The 16,079-nt window shown below is 39.4% G+C and carries 15 protein-coding genes and 1 riboswitch; of the genes, 8 read left to right on the top strand and 7 right to left on the bottom strand.

Going from position 1 to position 16,079, the window contains the following annotated elements; translation table 11 throughout:
- The first annotated feature begins 333 nt into the window (after positions 1 to 333).
- The 6 genes from AAYR28_RS18465 to AAYR28_RS18440 all read left to right on the top strand — a co-directional run bounded on the left by AAYR28_RS18465 (position 334) and on the right by AAYR28_RS18440 (position 7,706).
- Positions 334 to 1,569 (top strand): TerD family protein, encoded by a 1,236-nt coding sequence (locus tag AAYR28_RS18465; RefSeq protein ID WP_345808897.1) that lies wholly within the window; start codon positions 334 to 336, stop codon positions 1,567 to 1,569.
- A gap of 203 nt (positions 1,570 to 1,772) precedes the next feature.
- On the top strand, positions 1,773 to 3,452 hold the full coding sequence (locus tag AAYR28_RS18460) for a T7SS effector LXG polymorphic toxin (protein ID WP_144496484.1): 1,680 nt from the start codon (positions 1,773 to 1,775) through the stop codon (positions 3,450 to 3,452).
- A 10-nt stretch (positions 3,453 to 3,462) separates the two neighbouring features.
- Complete coding sequence (locus AAYR28_RS18455) at positions 3,463 to 3,792, top strand: hypothetical protein (RefSeq protein ID WP_120208028.1); 330 nt, start codon at positions 3,463 to 3,465, stop codon at positions 3,790 to 3,792.
- Between the two features lie 333 nt (positions 3,793 to 4,125).
- A complete protein-coding gene (locus tag AAYR28_RS18450) occupies positions 4,126 to 4,665 on the top strand; it encodes a DUF2247 family protein (RefSeq protein WP_120208026.1) in 540 nt (179 codons plus the stop codon).
- 21 nt (positions 4,666 to 4,686) lie between these two features.
- Positions 4,687 to 5,352 (top strand): hypothetical protein, encoded by a 666-nt coding sequence (locus AAYR28_RS18445; protein WP_120208024.1) that lies wholly within the window; start codon positions 4,687 to 4,689, stop codon positions 5,350 to 5,352.
- Positions 5,353 to 6,512: 1,160 nt separating this feature from the next.
- Positions 6,513 to 7,706, top strand: a complete 1,194-nt coding sequence (locus tag AAYR28_RS18440) for an MFS transporter (protein WP_034281432.1) — start codon at positions 6,513 to 6,515, stop codon at positions 7,704 to 7,706.
- Positions 7,707 to 7,800: 94 nt separating this feature from the next.
- Here the strand turns inward: AAYR28_RS18440 and AAYR28_RS18435 are convergent, their stop codons facing one another.
- From AAYR28_RS18435 to AAYR28_RS18425, 3 genes are all read right to left on the bottom strand, one after another.
- A complete protein-coding gene (locus AAYR28_RS18435) occupies positions 7,801 to 8,703 on the bottom strand; it encodes a shikimate dehydrogenase (RefSeq protein WP_024427593.1) in 903 nt (300 codons plus the stop codon).
- Between the two features lie 18 nt (positions 8,704 to 8,721).
- Entirely contained in the window at positions 8,722 to 9,903 is a 1,182-nt protein-coding gene (locus tag AAYR28_RS18430; protein WP_070326227.1) for an MFS transporter, read from the bottom strand.
- A gap of 445 nt (positions 9,904 to 10,348) precedes the next feature.
- The gene (locus tag AAYR28_RS18425) at positions 10,349 to 11,368 is read right to left on the bottom strand and encodes a LacI family DNA-binding transcriptional regulator (protein ID WP_034281429.1); all 1,020 of its coding nucleotides are present in this window, start codon (positions 11,366 to 11,368) and stop codon (positions 10,349 to 10,351) included.
- A 264-nt stretch (positions 11,369 to 11,632) separates the two neighbouring features.
- A riboswitch (glycine riboswitch) is annotated at positions 11,633 to 11,712 on the top strand.
- 164 nt (positions 11,713 to 11,876) lie between these two features.
- Between AAYR28_RS18425 and AAYR28_RS18420 the strand changes: the two genes are divergently transcribed.
- Positions 11,877 to 13,223, top strand: a complete 1,347-nt coding sequence (locus AAYR28_RS18420) for an amino acid permease (protein ID WP_061110315.1) — start codon at positions 11,877 to 11,879, stop codon at positions 13,221 to 13,223.
- Between the two features lie 47 nt (positions 13,224 to 13,270).
- Here the strand turns inward: AAYR28_RS18420 and AAYR28_RS18415 are convergent, their stop codons facing one another.
- On the bottom strand, positions 13,271 to 13,951 hold the full coding sequence (locus AAYR28_RS18415) for a DUF3169 family protein (protein WP_041118373.1): 681 nt from the start codon (positions 13,949 to 13,951) through the stop codon (positions 13,271 to 13,273).
- Positions 13,948 to 14,154, bottom strand: coding sequence for a helix-turn-helix transcriptional regulator (locus AAYR28_RS18410; protein WP_003215336.1), 207 nt, complete (start codon positions 14,152 to 14,154; stop codon positions 13,948 to 13,950). The genes AAYR28_RS18415 and AAYR28_RS18410 overlap by 4 nt, the downstream gene beginning before the upstream one ends.
- Positions 14,155 to 14,324: 170 nt before the next feature.
- Here AAYR28_RS18410 and AAYR28_RS18405 point away from each other — a divergent pair, with 170 nt between their 5' ends.
- Positions 14,325 to 14,948 carry an NUDIX hydrolase gene (locus tag AAYR28_RS18405; protein ID WP_046312645.1) on the top strand — a complete coding sequence of 208 codons (624 nt, stop codon included), beginning with the start codon at positions 14,325 to 14,327 and terminating at the stop codon, positions 14,946 to 14,948.
- Between the two features lie 11 nt (positions 14,949 to 14,959).
- On the opposite strand, the gene AAYR28_RS18400 is transcribed toward AAYR28_RS18405, so the two are convergent.
- Together AAYR28_RS18400 and AAYR28_RS18395 are read right to left on the bottom strand one after the other, a co-directional pair.
- On the bottom strand, positions 14,960 to 15,442 hold the full coding sequence (locus AAYR28_RS18400) for a DUF4188 domain-containing protein (protein ID WP_061110314.1): 483 nt from the start codon (positions 15,440 to 15,442) through the stop codon (positions 14,960 to 14,962).
- A gap of 4 nt (positions 15,443 to 15,446) precedes the next feature.
- Positions 15,447 to 15,998 (bottom strand): PadR family transcriptional regulator, encoded by a 552-nt coding sequence (locus tag AAYR28_RS18395; protein WP_061110313.1) that lies wholly within the window; start codon positions 15,996 to 15,998, stop codon positions 15,447 to 15,449.
- Positions 15,999 to 16,079: the final 81 nt, after the last annotated feature.

The following is a 16,079-nucleotide window of genomic DNA, read 5'->3' as shown; positions in this document are numbered from 1 at the left end:
GTTCGGGTTTTTCATCGTTTATGTTTTAATAGAGCCTGAACACAAAGGAAGAAGAGGGTAATAGGGACAAAATAGTTCATTGGATTGTGAAAGATCTTGATGTTCAAGTATATTTGAAGAAGAATCCAAAAGCCGAATATCACCATAACAGCAGGAATGATTTTTTTATACATATTGATTCTCCTTTCGAGAGTAGTTTGTTTTAGTTGGCATTTTCTCATATCATTGCAGAAATTGAAAAGAGATAAAGATATTCATAGGTTCTATTACACAATTTGGTATAATTGATCTATAAAAACGATAAATGGTAGATGAGGAATAGGAGTTGTTGAAATGAATCAAACTCTGCAAATGGGTGCCAATACCGTACTAAATTCTCCAAAGGGGCAAGTATCCATCAGTTATGAAGTGTCATCTGCAATTGATATTTCTTTAACTGCGTTTCTTTTAACAGATTCAGATCTAGTTCAAGGAGATAATGGCATTATTTTTTACAATCAGCCGGAGAGTGCCACGGGTGTCGCGACACTTTTACCAGCAGAGATATCAGATCAGTTGAAAAGGCATCAATTGAATTTTGATATGAGTAAAGTGCCTGTTGGAATCACAAAGATGGCGATTACACTAACAGAGGATCAAGGAATTGGCTTTTCTCAAGTGAAGAATCTGCAAGCAGAAATTCGAACAGGTGATGAGGTGCTATACCTAACACCAGTAAAATTTACAAATGAAAAAGGGATTGTCGTAGTAGAGCTGTATATCAGAAATAGTGAAACGAAAGCACGATCCATCTGGCGTGGCTTCAATTCTGGATTGGAAGGGCTATGCAAGCTTTATGGGGTGGAGGTTGAACCTGTTGTACAAGATGTTTCTTCACCTCCTCAAATGGCTTCTGAAAAACAAATTGATGAGCCTGCTCCAATGAAGACAGCCGCTAAAGAGAAAGTGGCTGCACCTATTAGCTTAGAGAAAGTTCAAGGTAAAATTAGTCTAGACAAAGGTCATAAACCGATCATCATTGAAAAAACGCCTGAGATTACAGCTACAGTATCCTGGAAGTCTGGAACGGATTATGATATTTATGCATTGGTCTATACGAAGGCAGGAAAACAAATAGATGTGGCCATGTTTGGCGCAAAAGGTGTTCCAGCTCTCAAAAGTTACGGTAACGGAGCTGTAGAGCATATGGGAGATGTCGGTAGAGACCGTGATTCGCTGAAAACAGAAGTCATTAAATTACGGTTAAATGACGATATCCTTGCTATTGTTCCGGTTGTTTATTCTGCTCAATCAAACGGAACAGGTTCCTTTTATAGATATAGGGTATCTATGAGTATCGATAATCACCAAGGAACGTCTGTGACAATTCATGCCAAACATGCGAATGATAATGATCGGATTTATTCTTGTGTGCCGGGGATGCTTCAAAATACAAATGATGGTGTGATCATCCGTCCGCTAGAGCTTTACAGCAAACCCAATTCCGAGCGCAGACCTAAATTAAAAATGAAGTCATCTAATGAAATTGATGTTTTGATGGATAAAGGACCGATCAATGATTATAAATAAAATAAATGTATGGCTGGACAAAGCAAAGTGCATTGTCTAGCTTATTTTATTTGACCTTTAAATAGAGAGTCTATTCCATTTTTTAAATCATTTAGCCTATTTTTCCGTTTTGAAGGTCACGGTAAAATAGACTTTATGATCAATAATGGAGGGAGTGACTTCTTCTGGGCAAGATACTTGATGCAAAAGCACTAACCAGTGCCATGGACACAAGGGCAAAACACTATCAGGAACTCCGCGAACAAATGATAGATTTAAAAAAGGCATTACAAGGTGTTGCCAACCTCGGAGATGACTTCACTGGGAAAGGTGCCGATAACATTAAAAGTTTCTATAAAGAGCTGTCTGGAAATGTAGACATGTTTATCAGCTTCATTGATAAGCAAAAAGCCTTTCATGAAGGTGTTTCTGGGACACTGGATGATACAAACTTTGGCGGCGATACCTTTGTAGAAGAACACTTTTTAGACAATGCGGTACATATGGGTATCAAGAATGCCAAAAGCATTGTGAAGGATCAAAAAAAGGCACTCAAAACCATTTTTCAAGACATTGATGACCTCATTTCCCTAGAGGTATTTGATAGCCAAACCTTTGATGAAAAAATAGAAGATGCGGAAGATGAACGAAAAAAGACGGTCAAAGATCTGAGAGAACTTGATCAAAATTTAAAAGATGAATATGCTTTGTCAGAGACGGAACAGCAAGCTACAATGGCATTGTATGCTGAAATGATGAATGCGACAAATGACGGAACAGCGATTTCACCTATGAATTTTGATAAGAAAGCGTATCAAAATAGCGACATCTACAAGGCAAAAAGCGATATTGAGAAGCAAACTTCTGAATATCTGAAAATCAAAAAAGAACAAGAAGAAGCCCGAAAGATTGCGAAGGAACAAGAAGCCCTCGCCAACCGCCCTTGGTATGAAAAAGCCCTCGATTATGGTGGAAACATCGTGAATGAACTGACCGGCGTGAACGATGCAAAACGTGCCGCAACAGGCGTTGATCCAATCACAGGCGAGGAACTCACCGCAGGACAGCGAGTCGCGGCAGGCGGCATGGCAGCGGCCGGCTACATCCCAATCGTCGGCTGGGCAGGCCGCATTTTCAAAGGCGGAAAAGCCGTCTATAAAACGACCCAAGCCACATCAGTTGCAGTCAGGGCAGTCGACATTTACAAGACATCACAAAAATCCTTTGACGCCTTAAAAACATCGCAAAAAGGACTATATGGCCTCACCGCCACCAACGGCTTCAGCGAAGCGATCACAGGCCGAGACATGTTTGGAAATAAGATCTCGAAAGAACAGCAGGAAGCAAGTATGAACGCGGCACTGGGGATGCTTTTGCCGATCGGGGTGAAAGGGTTTCATGGGAAGATGGGGGTGAAGGATAGTGCTGGTAAAGGTGGATTTAAACATAAGTATTCTGACAATAGCAAAAATCATCTAATACGGCCAGAAGGTGTTAGTAAGACAGGTGTAAGTGGTGGTCATAATGAAAAGGAATTTTTTAATTATTTAAATGAAAAGGAAATTCCCTATAAATTGGAGAGAAAAGAAAGCCATCCTTCGGTACATGGAATAAAAGATGTGTACTATAAAATAGCAAAACAAGAACGTGGTATGTATACAAAAGAATTTAAAGCATCTACTCATAAGAAGACTGTTTATGATGATAATGTATTTACTGATGAGCAAATTTATAAATATGGCCAAGAGGCAATGGAAAATGGTACTGAGTATGTAACTAGAGGCGGTCAACATGTAATACAAGGTACATCAAATGGTATAAAATTTGAAGGGTGGAAAAATCCAAAAACAGGGGAAATTGAAAGCTTGTACCCAGTATTAGAATGGAAGAAATATAGTAATTAGGAGGATCTTGATGTTAAAAAAAATGCAGCCGATTGTTCAAGACTTTTTTTCTTTTTTGAAGAATGATTTAGTTGAGGTGTTAGAGTGTTTGTCCCACAGAGAACCTTGGCAAGATCATATGATGGGATATGAACTTCCAGAGCATTCAGAGGATGTTGAATTTAATAATGGAGTAATGATATTTATGGACACAGCATCTTATCATGAAATTGTGATGGATAATCTAGATTTCTATAGTTGCTTAGAAGAGATTTGTATGGAGTATGTTGCTGAAACTCCAGAACAGAAGGCACAAGTTTATTTACTTTTGGACAAGGTAAAGACTACTTTAAATTTGTGAAAATTAAACCTAACTGAGTAAACCTTTAATACGAAGGTGATTACTTATATGAGGTATTCATTGAATTTAAGGAAGATCAAATTGATGATTTAGCAATAATACTACCAGAAGAAATAAGTATTTTTTATGCAAGATATTTCAACAATAGAAGAAGTAGATGAGTATATAAGATAAAGTATATGAAACCCTTGACATTTACCAGAAACACAGGAAGTTGAGGGGGAGAGATGAAAACCTTTAAAGTCAATTAATAAAATCATAATGTGTAATGTTAATGGGTAAAGCTTGGAGGAGACAATAGAGTTTGTCAAATCACAAAAGGTGTATTAAATTATGAATTTTTCATTAGAGCATTTAAAACATCACAAAATAAAAGTTAATTGGAAAACTATATATGTAGGAATTAGGCTAGATTTGATTTCATACAAAGAAATAAGCAAGTATGCTGTGGAATATTTATCTAATCATACTGAATGTGAAAATTCTTTAATCCTAGAATTAGCTTGGGGAGATGGCGACCCAGATGAGGATTATAGAAAACTTCAAATGGTTTTGGTAGAATTATATAATGATTTGGTAGAAGAAGAATCCAGTCAATGGGACGTTGAAAAAAGGAAATGGAGATATGGTATAACGTCTCACTTAAAAGAAAAAAATAAGAATTCACCTGAAGAGTTGTTGGATGGGCTTTCTGAAGTATACGCAGATTTTGGCTATCCTGAGGATATGGAACCGTTTATTCATTATATGCCTTCTTCAGATGGTTATAATCCGTTACTGTATTCAAAAGAAGAGAATATAAATAGGTTAGTCTCTCTTTTTGAGGAGTTTTTACAAAAAGAAAAAGAAGTTGTTCAATTCGAGCAATTTTAATTACTGATCAAAAGATGCCTAATGAAATTAGAACTTGAATTCGAACAAGAAGTGACAAACTACTATAAGTGGTTAGATCAAAAAATAAATGAACTTAAACAGTTAAGTGTATATAGTATTAATGGTTATTACTTTTTAGATAATGGTGGAATTAAGACTTTTCAAAGTTATTGTCAAAATGAACTAATAGAAATTTTTAGCGATCAATTGACTAATTACCATTTTTATATCTTTCTGAGTAAGAAAGTAAGTGATGCACATTCGCGAATAGAGAGATTCCGAAAAGTATGGAAATCTATTGATTCAGACATAAATACTTCAGGTTTTGAAAAGGGGCCAGAATTACTTTTAGATGAACATGAAAAACATTTTTATGTCAGTGTGGCCAAGGTTCCTCAACATGATTTAGATAAAGCATTGCGAATAATGGATCAGTATCAATCTAGTTTCATGATTGCCAGTAGAAGGGATTCTATGCTCTCAGAGGAATCTATAAAGGATTTGTTTTACTCAGGATTGGATAAGAATAGTCATGAAGTAGATTATCAAGCGCTTTTTTTGAAGTATGGTTTGAATAGTGAAATTATCTTTAGATGGGGATCTGGTCTAAATGAGGCCGAATTGGCAATGATTTTAAATCAAGATCATACCCAGAAAATACGGGAGCGAATACAAAGTCATTCATAGTATCTTCAAAATGATCCCGTATATTTTAAACAATCACTATATTCGGGACTGATCCCCCGTTTTTGAGAGACTGGGATCAAAACACTGTATGAAACAGCCAGTTGTCGAAACTCTTTCGATGACTGGTTGTTTCATTTCTATAGAATTCGAATAGTGGTATATGGATTTTATAAAATCGCTGAGTAGTGTTTGTCAGGTGGTAGAGATGAAAGAAACCTTCTGGTTTTAATTTCTCATGTTTATCTTGATATTCAGGTCTTTACCGTCTTCTAACTTGTGGATGAAAGCGATGATGTCCCCCATAAGGGTACAATTTCACATGTGTACAATTCTTAATTCATGGAAGGTTCTCGTCAAGTCTGTATTTAGTTGTTCGCATCTATGAATGAAGACCTAATGAGGTATTTATCGTAATGATAAAGTACAAAATGGAAAGTGGATGTTGAACTGGGTAATATAAATAACAACAGAAATTCAAAAATCGAAACCTTAAAAAGAAAAAGCAGAAGACAGCATTTAATGAACAAATTAAGCTATATGACACTTCCAGAACACCCCTTTTTAGATATTGAAGAAAAATCAATTGTTTTGTCAGAAGGTATTTGCTTTCCTTCAATCGAGAGAACATAAAATCCAAATACATGGAGAACACTATCGAGAGCATGAAATTGCAGCACTTTAATTGAATGTGAAAAAAGCTTTTATTCTTTTAAATCACCTTCTTGAGCAAACAAAATTTTCAAGTGGGTATGGGGATTTTATTTTTGGAAGAATATTTCCGTTTTGGATTACGCATCGAGAGAACGGGATATTTTTATGAGCTAAGTATTTGGGGGCTGCGATGAACAGAATTGAGACATCATTTAAGGAGTGGAATGAACCACTCCTTTTTTCTATCGATGGTGTCATACGCTTGATCGATGAATTCCCTTCAAATTTAAGCAATTCACTATCTTTACCTTTCGCATTCGTATAAAATAAGAGCAGTGAAAAATTGAAGAAATGCTTGATACATGAAGGGCGTGTAAGCTGTGAGCTGCATGACATGATGAGATGTATGAACGTGAAGGCTGAAAAGCTGTTCTTCCTCACATATGAGATCTTGTAAGCGTAACCATTATTTGTCACTTCATTGCGATGGTGTTGAGGGGTGTGTCAGGATGAGGAATCCGTATGTGAGAACGGCTTCTAGTCTGTATATTAATTATTTTTTATTAGGTATGGTCAATATTATTTTGGCTTCAAATATGCCATTTTTAATCAAACAGTTAGATACCAATAGTGCGGGAATTAGTTATATGATTTCGGCGCTTGGCATTGGCAGGGTGCTCACGTATGGTTTATCAGGTGTACTGTCAGATCGTTTTGGGCGTAAGCCGGTCATTTTGGTTTCTGGTGTGCTGATGGCGGTGTTCCTCATTGGAATCCCATTGTCTCCGAATTATCAAATCGCGTTTGCATTTGCGATTTTGGCAGGCGTCGCGAATTCGGCAATGGATGCAGGAACATATCCTGCGTTAATGGAGGCTTTTCCGCAAAACTCGGGATCTGCGAATGTGATGGTGAAGGCCTTTATCTCCATTGGGGCAACCATTTTGCCACTGGCGATTTTCTTTTTAGCAGAGCATGATTTGTTTTATGGAATTTCATTTTTTGTCCCTGCTCTGATCTATCTTGTGAATGTCTTGATGCTGTGGACCTTGCCATTTCCGAATCATCGTAAGGTGGAGCAAGTCCAGGTAACGGAGTATGACGGACTTCCGCGCTTCTCGACAGAGCCTACATTTTGGAGGGAAGGGATCGCACTCATTTTGATCAGCTTTACGTCAAATGGACTGTATGCGCTGCCGCAAATTTGGCTTCCTACGTACGGTGAGGCCATCTTGGGGATGGCATCGGGCAGTGCTGTAAAACTGCTCAGTTACTATAGCATGGGCGGGCTGCTGTCTGTCGTGATGCTCGCGTTTCTGCTTCGCCGCTTTGTCCGTCCGGTCACTGTACTGCTGATCTACCCCATCATTACACTTGTTTCCATTTGTGTGCTCTTGGTCGTGAAATCCCCAGTCATAGGAACCGTCAATGCGTTTGTATTGGGATTTTCAACCGCAGGAGTTTTTCAGCTGACGTTAACTGTGATGGCTGAATTCTTCTGGAAAAACAAAGGGACGATGACAGGGATTATCTCTACAGCGGGCGGCGTGTCGGCTATCGTCATCCCAGTCGTAACAGGTTTAATTCAGAGTCACGCGTCCATTTTACAAATCTTTATGTTCGATGCAGTGGTGGCTGTTGCGGCCATTATCGGCGCACTGTATATCCTGTATCGATACCGTCAAATCATGATACATGATTAAAAAAAGACGACCTCCGCAGGAAGTCGTCTCAGCGTGTAGAGCTGAAAACAAAGGACTAAAATGATGATCATTTTAGCCCTTTGTCTTTTTTATTTTAGAAACGGTCATTTTCAAAAAGAATTTGTTTTACTTGATCAACTGGCATATCTTCACCAGTAAAGAGTTTGTAAGCAAGTGCACCTTGCCACAGCATCATTCCAAGACCGTTAATGGTTTTGGCGCCAGCTTCCTGTGCTTGCGCAAGAAGCTTTGTTTTTTGCGGGTTGTATACGACATCTGTCACGATCAAATCTTCACGAAGTACATCAAGTGTATCATCGATAATGCTGAGTTGATCCAGTGGTTTCATGCCAAGGCTTGTCCCATTTGCCAGGATTGCACTTTCTGCTACTTCACGGCGGAACGCGTCTTTGTCTTCAAGTGGGAAAATGTTTGCTTTGACACCGAATGATTTCATTTCGTTGTTGATGTAATTTACATTTTCTTCTGCTTGAACAAAGTATTGATCATTACGAGCAAAAATACTAATTTCACGAATGCCGGACTGTGCAAGCTGAATCGCAATCGGAGTCGCAGCACCGCCAGAGCCAACGAGAGTGACCTTCTTACCAGCTAATTCAACACCATGTTCAATCAAGTTTCTTACATATCCAAGACCATCTGTGTTGTAGCCGATGAGCTTACCATTCTTGTTCACTACAGTGTTACTTGCACGTGTATATCTTGCAGAATCATCTAGTTCGTCTAAGTAATCTAGTACTTTCATTTTGTTCGGCATAGAGACGTTAAATCCAGCTGCACCCATTGCTTTCATACCATTTACGGCTGCTTCTAGTTCATCATTCCCTACTTCAAATGCAAGGTAAGCATAGTTGAGACCTGTTAGTGTATAGCCAAGGTTATGCATACGTGGTGAAAGGCTGTGCCCGATTGGTGTAGCAAGAAGACCAACTAATTTTGTTTTCCCATCAATATTACGTTCATGTATGTTTGTCATGATTGACATCTCCTTTAATTATCTAAATAATTTTTTCATGCGTCCAAGAACAAAGACCGCTAGTAATATGCTAATAACTGCGATGATCATATCGAAAAATAACGTCATTTTAATATCGTACGTGCTGACCAATCCACTTGTAATGAGCGGCACGAGTATAAACGCTGAGCTTGCCGCAATGTTAACATAGGATGAAGCCGTTGCTTTGTTTGTCGGGAACAATTTCATCATAATACTCATCGCCAGTTGGAAGATTCCCGCTGTAAATAGTCCTAAGAAGAAGGTGCTGACAATGACAATGCTGTAAGTTTCAACTTGGAATAGTGCAAGCATCGCAAGGAACGCCCCAATTGGATAAATGATCGCCACCATAATCGGTGAAATGAATTTATCTAAGACGATCGAAAGCAATAGAACAGATACCAGTGCACCAATACTAAAATAAGATAGAAGCTGTGTAGCTTGTTCTGTGCCAAGTCCGATTAATTTTAACCCGAGCTGCGGAAGCCATGTCTGCCATACGACAAACAATGCAGTCGATGTGAATCCCATCAGTACAACAGCTAAACCTTCGCCAAGCATTTTTGGTTCTTCTTTCAGCTGGTCCTGTACTGGAAGAGCGTCTTGTGAAGAAACTTGCTTATGGTTCGGGAATGGCATAAAGATTAAGTAAATCCCTACAAGTAAATAAAGAAGCCCTAGTCCAAAGAACGCCCAGCCCCAGAAGATGTCATGTGCCACTAGGAATGCCAAGATAAATGGAAGAACAGTCGCCCCAATGGATACAGACGCTTTTACTAAAACAGAAGCCGAACTTGCTTTTTTCGGAAATGACTCTGACAAAGCAGGATAGGTTCCTGAATCAAGCAGTGAGTTGGCAATACCTGCTGATATCGCAAAGATAAATGCCAGTGTATAACTTGTTGTCGTTGGAATACCGATTAAGAATAATAAGTAAAGAAAATTTCCTGTAATAATGACAGGCTTACGTCCCCAGCTGTCGGCTAACCGGCCTGAGAAAAAGAGCGCAATGAGTTTACCAATTCCGATCGCCGATACAAGCAAGCTGATTTTCGGAATATCCACATGGTAGCGTTCAGATAAGCTGTCCATGTTGGAAGCTACAATAATATTGATCATGCCAAGCATGAAGTAGTTTAAATACATGCCAAGTGACGATTTTATATAAGGATTTTTCATGTTCCCACTCCTATATTTGAAACCCCATTTAAGGTCAAATTCTTTGTATACCCTTTGTTATTGTTTCCTTCAAAATAAATAATATGAAGCCCATCACAACACCCCTTATGTGATTGATGAAAAAATAATGAATATTCATCTGTTCTTCAATCAAGTACATCGTTCTACTAAAAATGAAAAAATAATAAAAGCCTTGATTAGGAAGTGAAACTTCATGATTTGATCAGAATCATAAAAAACCACTTTTAACTGTTTTTGATAGAAATGATGATATGACGAAATAGGTATAACGATATACTAAAAGAAGCAACGAGATAAATATACTCCTGCATTTTAAATGTGTCAAGTTTATGACTTTGTGATTTAAAAAAAGAAAAATGAAACAAAGAAATAGTTGACTTGATCAATAAAAAAAGAGAATTGCTGCACACAATTCTCTTTTTCATCATGATGGAGAGGTTTCTCTAATATGAAGTTGAGGCTTTAAAATCAATCGCTGCAGCTCTTCATCCTGTTCGTTCATTTTATGATATAAAAGGTTCGCTGCTTTTACCCCGATGGATCGTGGGAAGGAGGAAACAGTGGTGAGCGGCGGATGATACATTTCTGCTTCAGGAACATTATCGAATCCAACGACATCGATATCTTCACCAGGCTTGATGCCCCGTGCTGACAGGGCTTGAATGACCCCAAAAGCGAATAAGTCACTAAAACAAAAAATAGCAGTAGGGGGCTCAGGCTGATCCATCACTTGGGCAAGTGCTTCTTTCCCGCCTTCACGAGTAGGTTCTATATCAATAATAAGAGAATCATCAATCGTCACATTTTCTTCGTCATGAGCTCTTTTGAAACCTTTCATCCGCTCAATCCAAGTCGAAGAAGTCTTGATGCCGCCTAAAAAAGCGATGCGGCGATGCCCTTTTTGAAGAAGATGATGAACCGCCATCCAAGTACCTTGTTCATAATCAACACCGACATAGTCACATTGCACATCTGATAATTCACGATTTGCCAGTACTTTTGGGGTGCGAATTTGATTTAATTGTTTGACCGTTCGAGCAGAGCTTTTCGAAGCTGGGTTTAAAATAATCCCGCCCACTCGGTGCTCTACCATGGTGGAAATGAGCCGCTCCTGTTTATCGACACTGTCAAAGGTCGTACCAAGTAAAACAGTATAGCCCAGTGACTCAAGCGTGGTTTGTACGCCAATTAAAAACTCCGAAATAAAGGTGTTAGAAATATCCGTCACAATCACACCCACGATATTTGAGCTTTTTGACCGCATGTTGGCAGCAACGCGGTCGTATACGTATCCTAATTCCTCCATGGATTGCAGTACTTTGTTTCGAGTGGCTTCAGAGATTCTAGGATTATTTCGAACAACGAGTGATGCCGTTGAAGTCGAGACACCGGCATGCTTGGCGACTTCCTGTAATGTGACACGCTGCTTGTTCATTTTTTTCATTTATCTTCACCAACTTCAATGGATTGCCTAACTTTGTTCATCATCAAGAGGGATTTCTCTATCAGACGAGCCGAACATCTTTTGATTTATTATACATGAATCAGGGGGGATTGATGAAGTGAAGACATATGAGTAACGCCGTAAATCATAAAAGATTACCATTGACAGCTTTCAGATTGAGGCGTAAAATATGAAATTATTCAGAAATAGCAACATTTTAATTAAATAACGAAGGCTATGAATGCTGTGGGTCACACTATAGCAGGAGCAGCTTCTGGAGAGACCGCATGTATGTGCGGCGCCGAAGGGTTCACAATCTCAGGCAAAAGGACAGAAGAGTACGAAATATTGTATTTGTGGTGCATGGATGATGCCGTGTATGACTTTTCTCTATTTTGCTATTCTTTTATGACCGTGAGATTGGAGCGCATCCAATCTCTTTTTTTATGGACTTTTTTAAAGGGTTCATTATTTCAGGATAAGATCGTGTCGTAGGAGGGTGTTAGCATTGGCACAACAAGAATTAAAACGAGATTTATCAAACCGTCATGTACAATTGATTGCCATTGGCGGAACCATTGGAACCGGGCTGTTTTTAGGATCCGGAAAGGCTATTCAATTGGCAGGCCCTTCAATCATTTTTGCTTATTTAATTGTCGGGATGGCCATCTTTTTTGTCATGAGGGCACTCGGAGAATTGCTTTTATCGAAGGCAGGCTATCAGTCATTAACCGATATTGCAGAGGACTATCTCGGCCCGTGGGCTTCCTTTGTGACAGGATGGACCTATTGGTTTTGCTGGATTATGACAGCGATGGCGGATGTCATTGCGGTCGGTGTGTACGTGCAGTATTGGTTTGACATCCCGCAGTGGATTCCTGCCATCATTTGTTTATTGATTTTACTAGGATTGAATCTATTAACGGTGAAGCTTTTCGGAGAAATGGAATTTTGGTTTGCACTCATTAAAGTAATTACGATTCTATTATTGATCGGGGTTGGAATGGTTCTTTTAATCATTGGTTTTCAAACAGATGCCGGACCGGTGACAGTAACGAATTTATGGTCTCATGGCGGGTTATTCCCGAATGGTGTCACAGGTTTCTTATTGTCATTCCAGATGGTGATTTTTGCGTATGTGGGAGTTGAACTGGTCGGTGTGTCCGCAGCAGAAACAGCCAATCCGCAAAAAAACATCCCTTCTGCGATTAATAAGATTCCATTAAGAATTCTATTTTTCTATGTGGGAGCGATTTTTGTCTTACTATGTATCAACCCATGGACTGAACTCAGCGCATCAGAAAGTCCTTTTGTGAAAACCTTTGGACTCATTGGGATACCAGTAGCAGCAGGGCTCATTAATTTTGTTGTGTTGACGTCTGCGGCATCAGCTTGTAATAGCGGCATGTTCTCGACGAGCCGTATTCTGTATAATCTTAGTCATCAAAAGCAGGGTCCAGCTTCCTTCGGACGTCTGAACAAGCATGCTGTCCCAAGCAATGCCCTGTTTGTTTCGACGATTGTGGTATCGGTTGGAGCTCTTTTAAGCAAGCTGATTCCCGAACAAGCCTTTGGTATTGTGACAACGATCAGTGCCATTTGTTTCATTTGGGTATGGAGTATTATTTTAATTAGCCATTTGAAATATAAAAAAACACGGCCTGAATTGCATGAAGCATCTACCTTTAAAGCACCTTTCACACCTTTTGTGAATATATGTGTTTTGGTTCTCTTCGCTGCGATTCTAGTGATCATGCTGTTTGCAGATGCAACACGCCCCGCGCTCTTATTAACGCCGGTCTGGTTTGGTTTCTTACTATTGATTTATGCACGAAAGAAACGCCGCGCGTCATAATGAACGGAAAAAGCACAGCCTTTGCATTAGGCTGTGCTTTTGTTCATTTAACGATTTCTAATCTTTAGCACATAATTTGCATTCAAAATGATCAAAACAACACCAATGACCATGATTGAGAAAAGCTGAGAGTGATTGGCTCCAAGGGAATACACAATCAAAATAAACATGGCGCCGGTCAATAGAACATTCATCATTTGATACGTGTGAAACAGTCCGCCAAGCATCACATGCTTTTCGCCTTCGTCTGAAATAGCGAGCAGCTTTTTACTATAATCTTTGTCAGATGGACTTGGCAGGTTGCGATTAGGGTAGACAAGCTTTAGAACAGATATCGCTATATATGAACTGATAATGGAGACAATAAATAAAGCAGCATTGACGAGAATCAACCAAATGGGCTGCTCGGTGACGATCGCGATACCGATGGCAACAATGGAAAAAATGGTACTTACCGTATTGGCTAAAGTCAAATCAGTAAAGGTCCGATATTGTTTTGCCTCCAGTTCATCCTCTTCATCTCCAGAAACCGAAAGAGATACTCTTTTTTTCATACGTGAAATCCCTGAAAAACAATAAATAATCAATAAAATCGTCAATCCACTGATGACAAGAGTGGCTTCAAATGCAACATCAAGAAGTGTCATTTCAAATTCGGCTGCCAGCAGACAGTAAGCGCCGAGAAAGCCAAGGAGAGCACCTAAGAGCATTTTGTATACAGTTTTCATGAGAGTTCATCCTCCTCGAATAGAAAAATACGTTCAATGGGTTCCTGAAAAATTCGTGAAAGCTTAACAGCGAGCAATAGAGACGGCATTAACTCATCTCGTTCCATTAAGCTGATGGTTTGACGAGAGACCTTTGCACGCTTTGCAAGTTCAGTTTGGTTTAAACCATCTCGCGCACGAAGCTCTTTTAACCGATTTTTCATTCTGTCACCTCAATTTTGGTTGAAATCTTTCCTTGATTGTAAAGCATTATATTCATTTTGACAAGTAAAGTTGTCAAAATGATAAAAATAATTGTCAGAAAGATCATCTTTATTGAAAAGGTGAACCATGATACGCTAAAGGAAAGAGAAACAGAAAACAGGTGATGTCCGTGTTCATTGATCAATTAAAAAATGACTTACATCAATCACAACCGTTGTTCATTGGAGAAGAGACAGCGTTCAAAGCAGCAGTCCTTATCCCTTTGGTGCAAGTAAATGGAGATTGGCATATATTATTTGAGGTCCGATCGTTGACCATGAGAAAACAGCCGGGGGATATTAGCTTTCCTGGGGGCAAGCTTGACGGCAGCGAAACTGCACAGGAAGCTGCACTGCGAGAAACACATGAAGAGCTGGGCATTCCGCCAGAATCGGTCGAGATCCTTGGACAGCTCAGTCCTTATATCGCTTCTCCATCTTTTGTGGTATACCCATATGTCGGTATCATTGATGAGCAAAAAGTGAAACACTCCTTTAATCAAGAAGAAGTAGAGGAGACTTTTACCGTGCCTCTATCATGGCTCAGCCAATATGAGCCATACTTACATCATGTATCCGTTCAGCCAACACCAGGAGAGGACTTCCCTTATGAAAAAATCATGAATGGTGAAAAATACAGCTGGGGAAGCCGTTCGATTGAGGAATGGTTTTATGATTACGAAAACTACACCATATGGGGATTAACAGCCCGCATATTAAAGCATTTTGTGACCGTTACAAAAAGAAATTCCTAGAGAATCGCTCTCTAGGAATTTGTTGTATTCAGACGGTCCTTCGCTGTTTGTTGACCTTTACTTATTGAAATAGGGGATTTTGCTTGGCTCAGTCCGTAGGAAGGCATGTTCACGTAGATGGATTCATACGAGCCGGCTTGAATTTGGTACGTTTCATGATAAATTCCGACGGCGTCATTATTTCGTGTTCTTTGGTTAAATTCTTTCCAAGCAGCCAAATGCTTCTCCATCTTGGCATAGGCAAGGAGGTCATCTGTTGATTTCCAATATTGAATCATCGCTGTCGTGCGTAATCCAAAGTAATTCTCTGTCCCAAGAAAGCCAAGCTCATCTTGATGGGTATACAGCTCCTTGATCATGCCAGGCATCGCCATGAACACAGGCAGCCATTGATGAATGGCCCAGCGTTTGTTGATCCTCATTCCGATGATGAACACAACAATCGAATCAGAATTGTCCGTTGTAAATCTACCCGCACGTATGTCTTTTTTCATTCATTTACCCTTCCTTCTTCATCGAATGGAATGTGTCCACGCACCAATCAATTCCTGCTTGAGCCACTCTTTTTCCATAATCTAAAGTAAACAGCCAATACTTCGCATCCGCTTCATCTGGATAAAGCTCTTGAATGTTTTGTTCAATTGAAACATAAGTTTCATAACGAATACGAAGCTGCCGCTCATAATCCTGTAAAAGCACTAGTTTCTTCTCAAACGAAAGATATTGACCAAAGAATAACTTTAATAACACCTCATTACGCTCTGTTGGTAACTGATCGAGCGGCTGCGCCAGCCACTCTCTTAACGTATTCAGTCCTTTTTCAGTCAAATGATATTCCCGCTTGTCTGAGCGGCCAGAAGCAGCAGCAGGTGAAACTTCCGCAAGGCCTTCCTCGACTATTAACTTTAAAGCTGGATAAATTTGTCCATAACTGATTTTCCAAAAATGATGCAGGCTTCTATCAATTAATTGCTTCACTTCATACCCTGACTTACAATCAGTCGTTAAAATACCTAAAATCGCATACGTCGTATCATTGTATTTTTTCATATCAGCACACCTATCTAAATGATATATCTTTTAGATATATAATAAATGATGTGAAGTGGCAGATACAAGGGGTTGTTGAAA

The sequence above is a fragment of the Bacillus safensis genome (assembly GCF_039619585.1).
Classification (GTDB): domain Bacteria; phylum Bacillota; class Bacilli; order Bacillales; family Bacillaceae; genus Bacillus; species Bacillus safensis.
This window is presented reverse-complemented; position numbering and strand designations above follow the sequence as displayed.

Excerpts from the sequence above, each read along its gene's own strand:
- AAYR28_RS18395 (WP_061110313.1), bottom strand. The coding sequence starts at position 15,998 with ATGAAAAAATACAATGATACGACGTATGCGATTTTAGGTATTTTAACG.
- AAYR28_RS18445 (WP_120208024.1), top strand. The coding sequence starts at position 4,687 with ATGAAATTAGAACTTGAATTCGAACAAGAAGTGACAAACTACTATAAG.
- AAYR28_RS18440 (WP_034281432.1), top strand. The coding sequence starts at position 6,513 with ATGAGGAATCCGTATGTGAGAACGGCTTCTAGTCTGTATATTAATTAT.
- AAYR28_RS18400 (WP_061110314.1), bottom strand. The coding sequence starts at position 15,442 with ATGAAAAAAGACATACGTGCGGGTAGATTTACAACGGACAATTCTGAT.
- AAYR28_RS18410 (WP_003215336.1), bottom strand. The coding sequence starts at position 14,154 with ATGAAAAATCGGTTAAAAGAGCTTCGTGCGCGAGATGGTTTAAACCAA.
- AAYR28_RS18455 (WP_120208028.1), top strand. The coding sequence starts at position 3,463 with ATGTTAAAAAAAATGCAGCCGATTGTTCAAGACTTTTTTTCTTTTTTG.
- AAYR28_RS18435 (WP_024427593.1), bottom strand. The coding sequence starts at position 8,703 with ATGACAAACATACATGAACGTAATATTGATGGGAAAACAAAATTAGTT.
- AAYR28_RS18450 (WP_120208026.1), top strand. The coding sequence starts at position 4,126 with ATGAATTTTTCATTAGAGCATTTAAAACATCACAAAATAAAAGTTAAT.
- AAYR28_RS18415 (WP_041118373.1), bottom strand. The coding sequence starts at position 13,951 with ATGAAAACTGTATACAAAATGCTCTTAGGTGCTCTCCTTGGCTTTCTC.
- AAYR28_RS18425 (WP_034281429.1), bottom strand. The coding sequence starts at position 11,368 with ATGAAAAAAATGAACAAGCAGCGTGTCACATTACAGGAAGTCGCCAAG.
- AAYR28_RS18460 (WP_144496484.1), top strand. The coding sequence starts at position 1,773 with ATGGACACAAGGGCAAAACACTATCAGGAACTCCGCGAACAAATGATA.
- AAYR28_RS18430 (WP_070326227.1), bottom strand. The coding sequence starts at position 9,903 with ATGAAAAATCCTTATATAAAATCGTCACTTGGCATGTATTTAAACTAC.
- AAYR28_RS18465 (WP_345808897.1), top strand. The coding sequence starts at position 334 with ATGAATCAAACTCTGCAAATGGGTGCCAATACCGTACTAAATTCTCCA.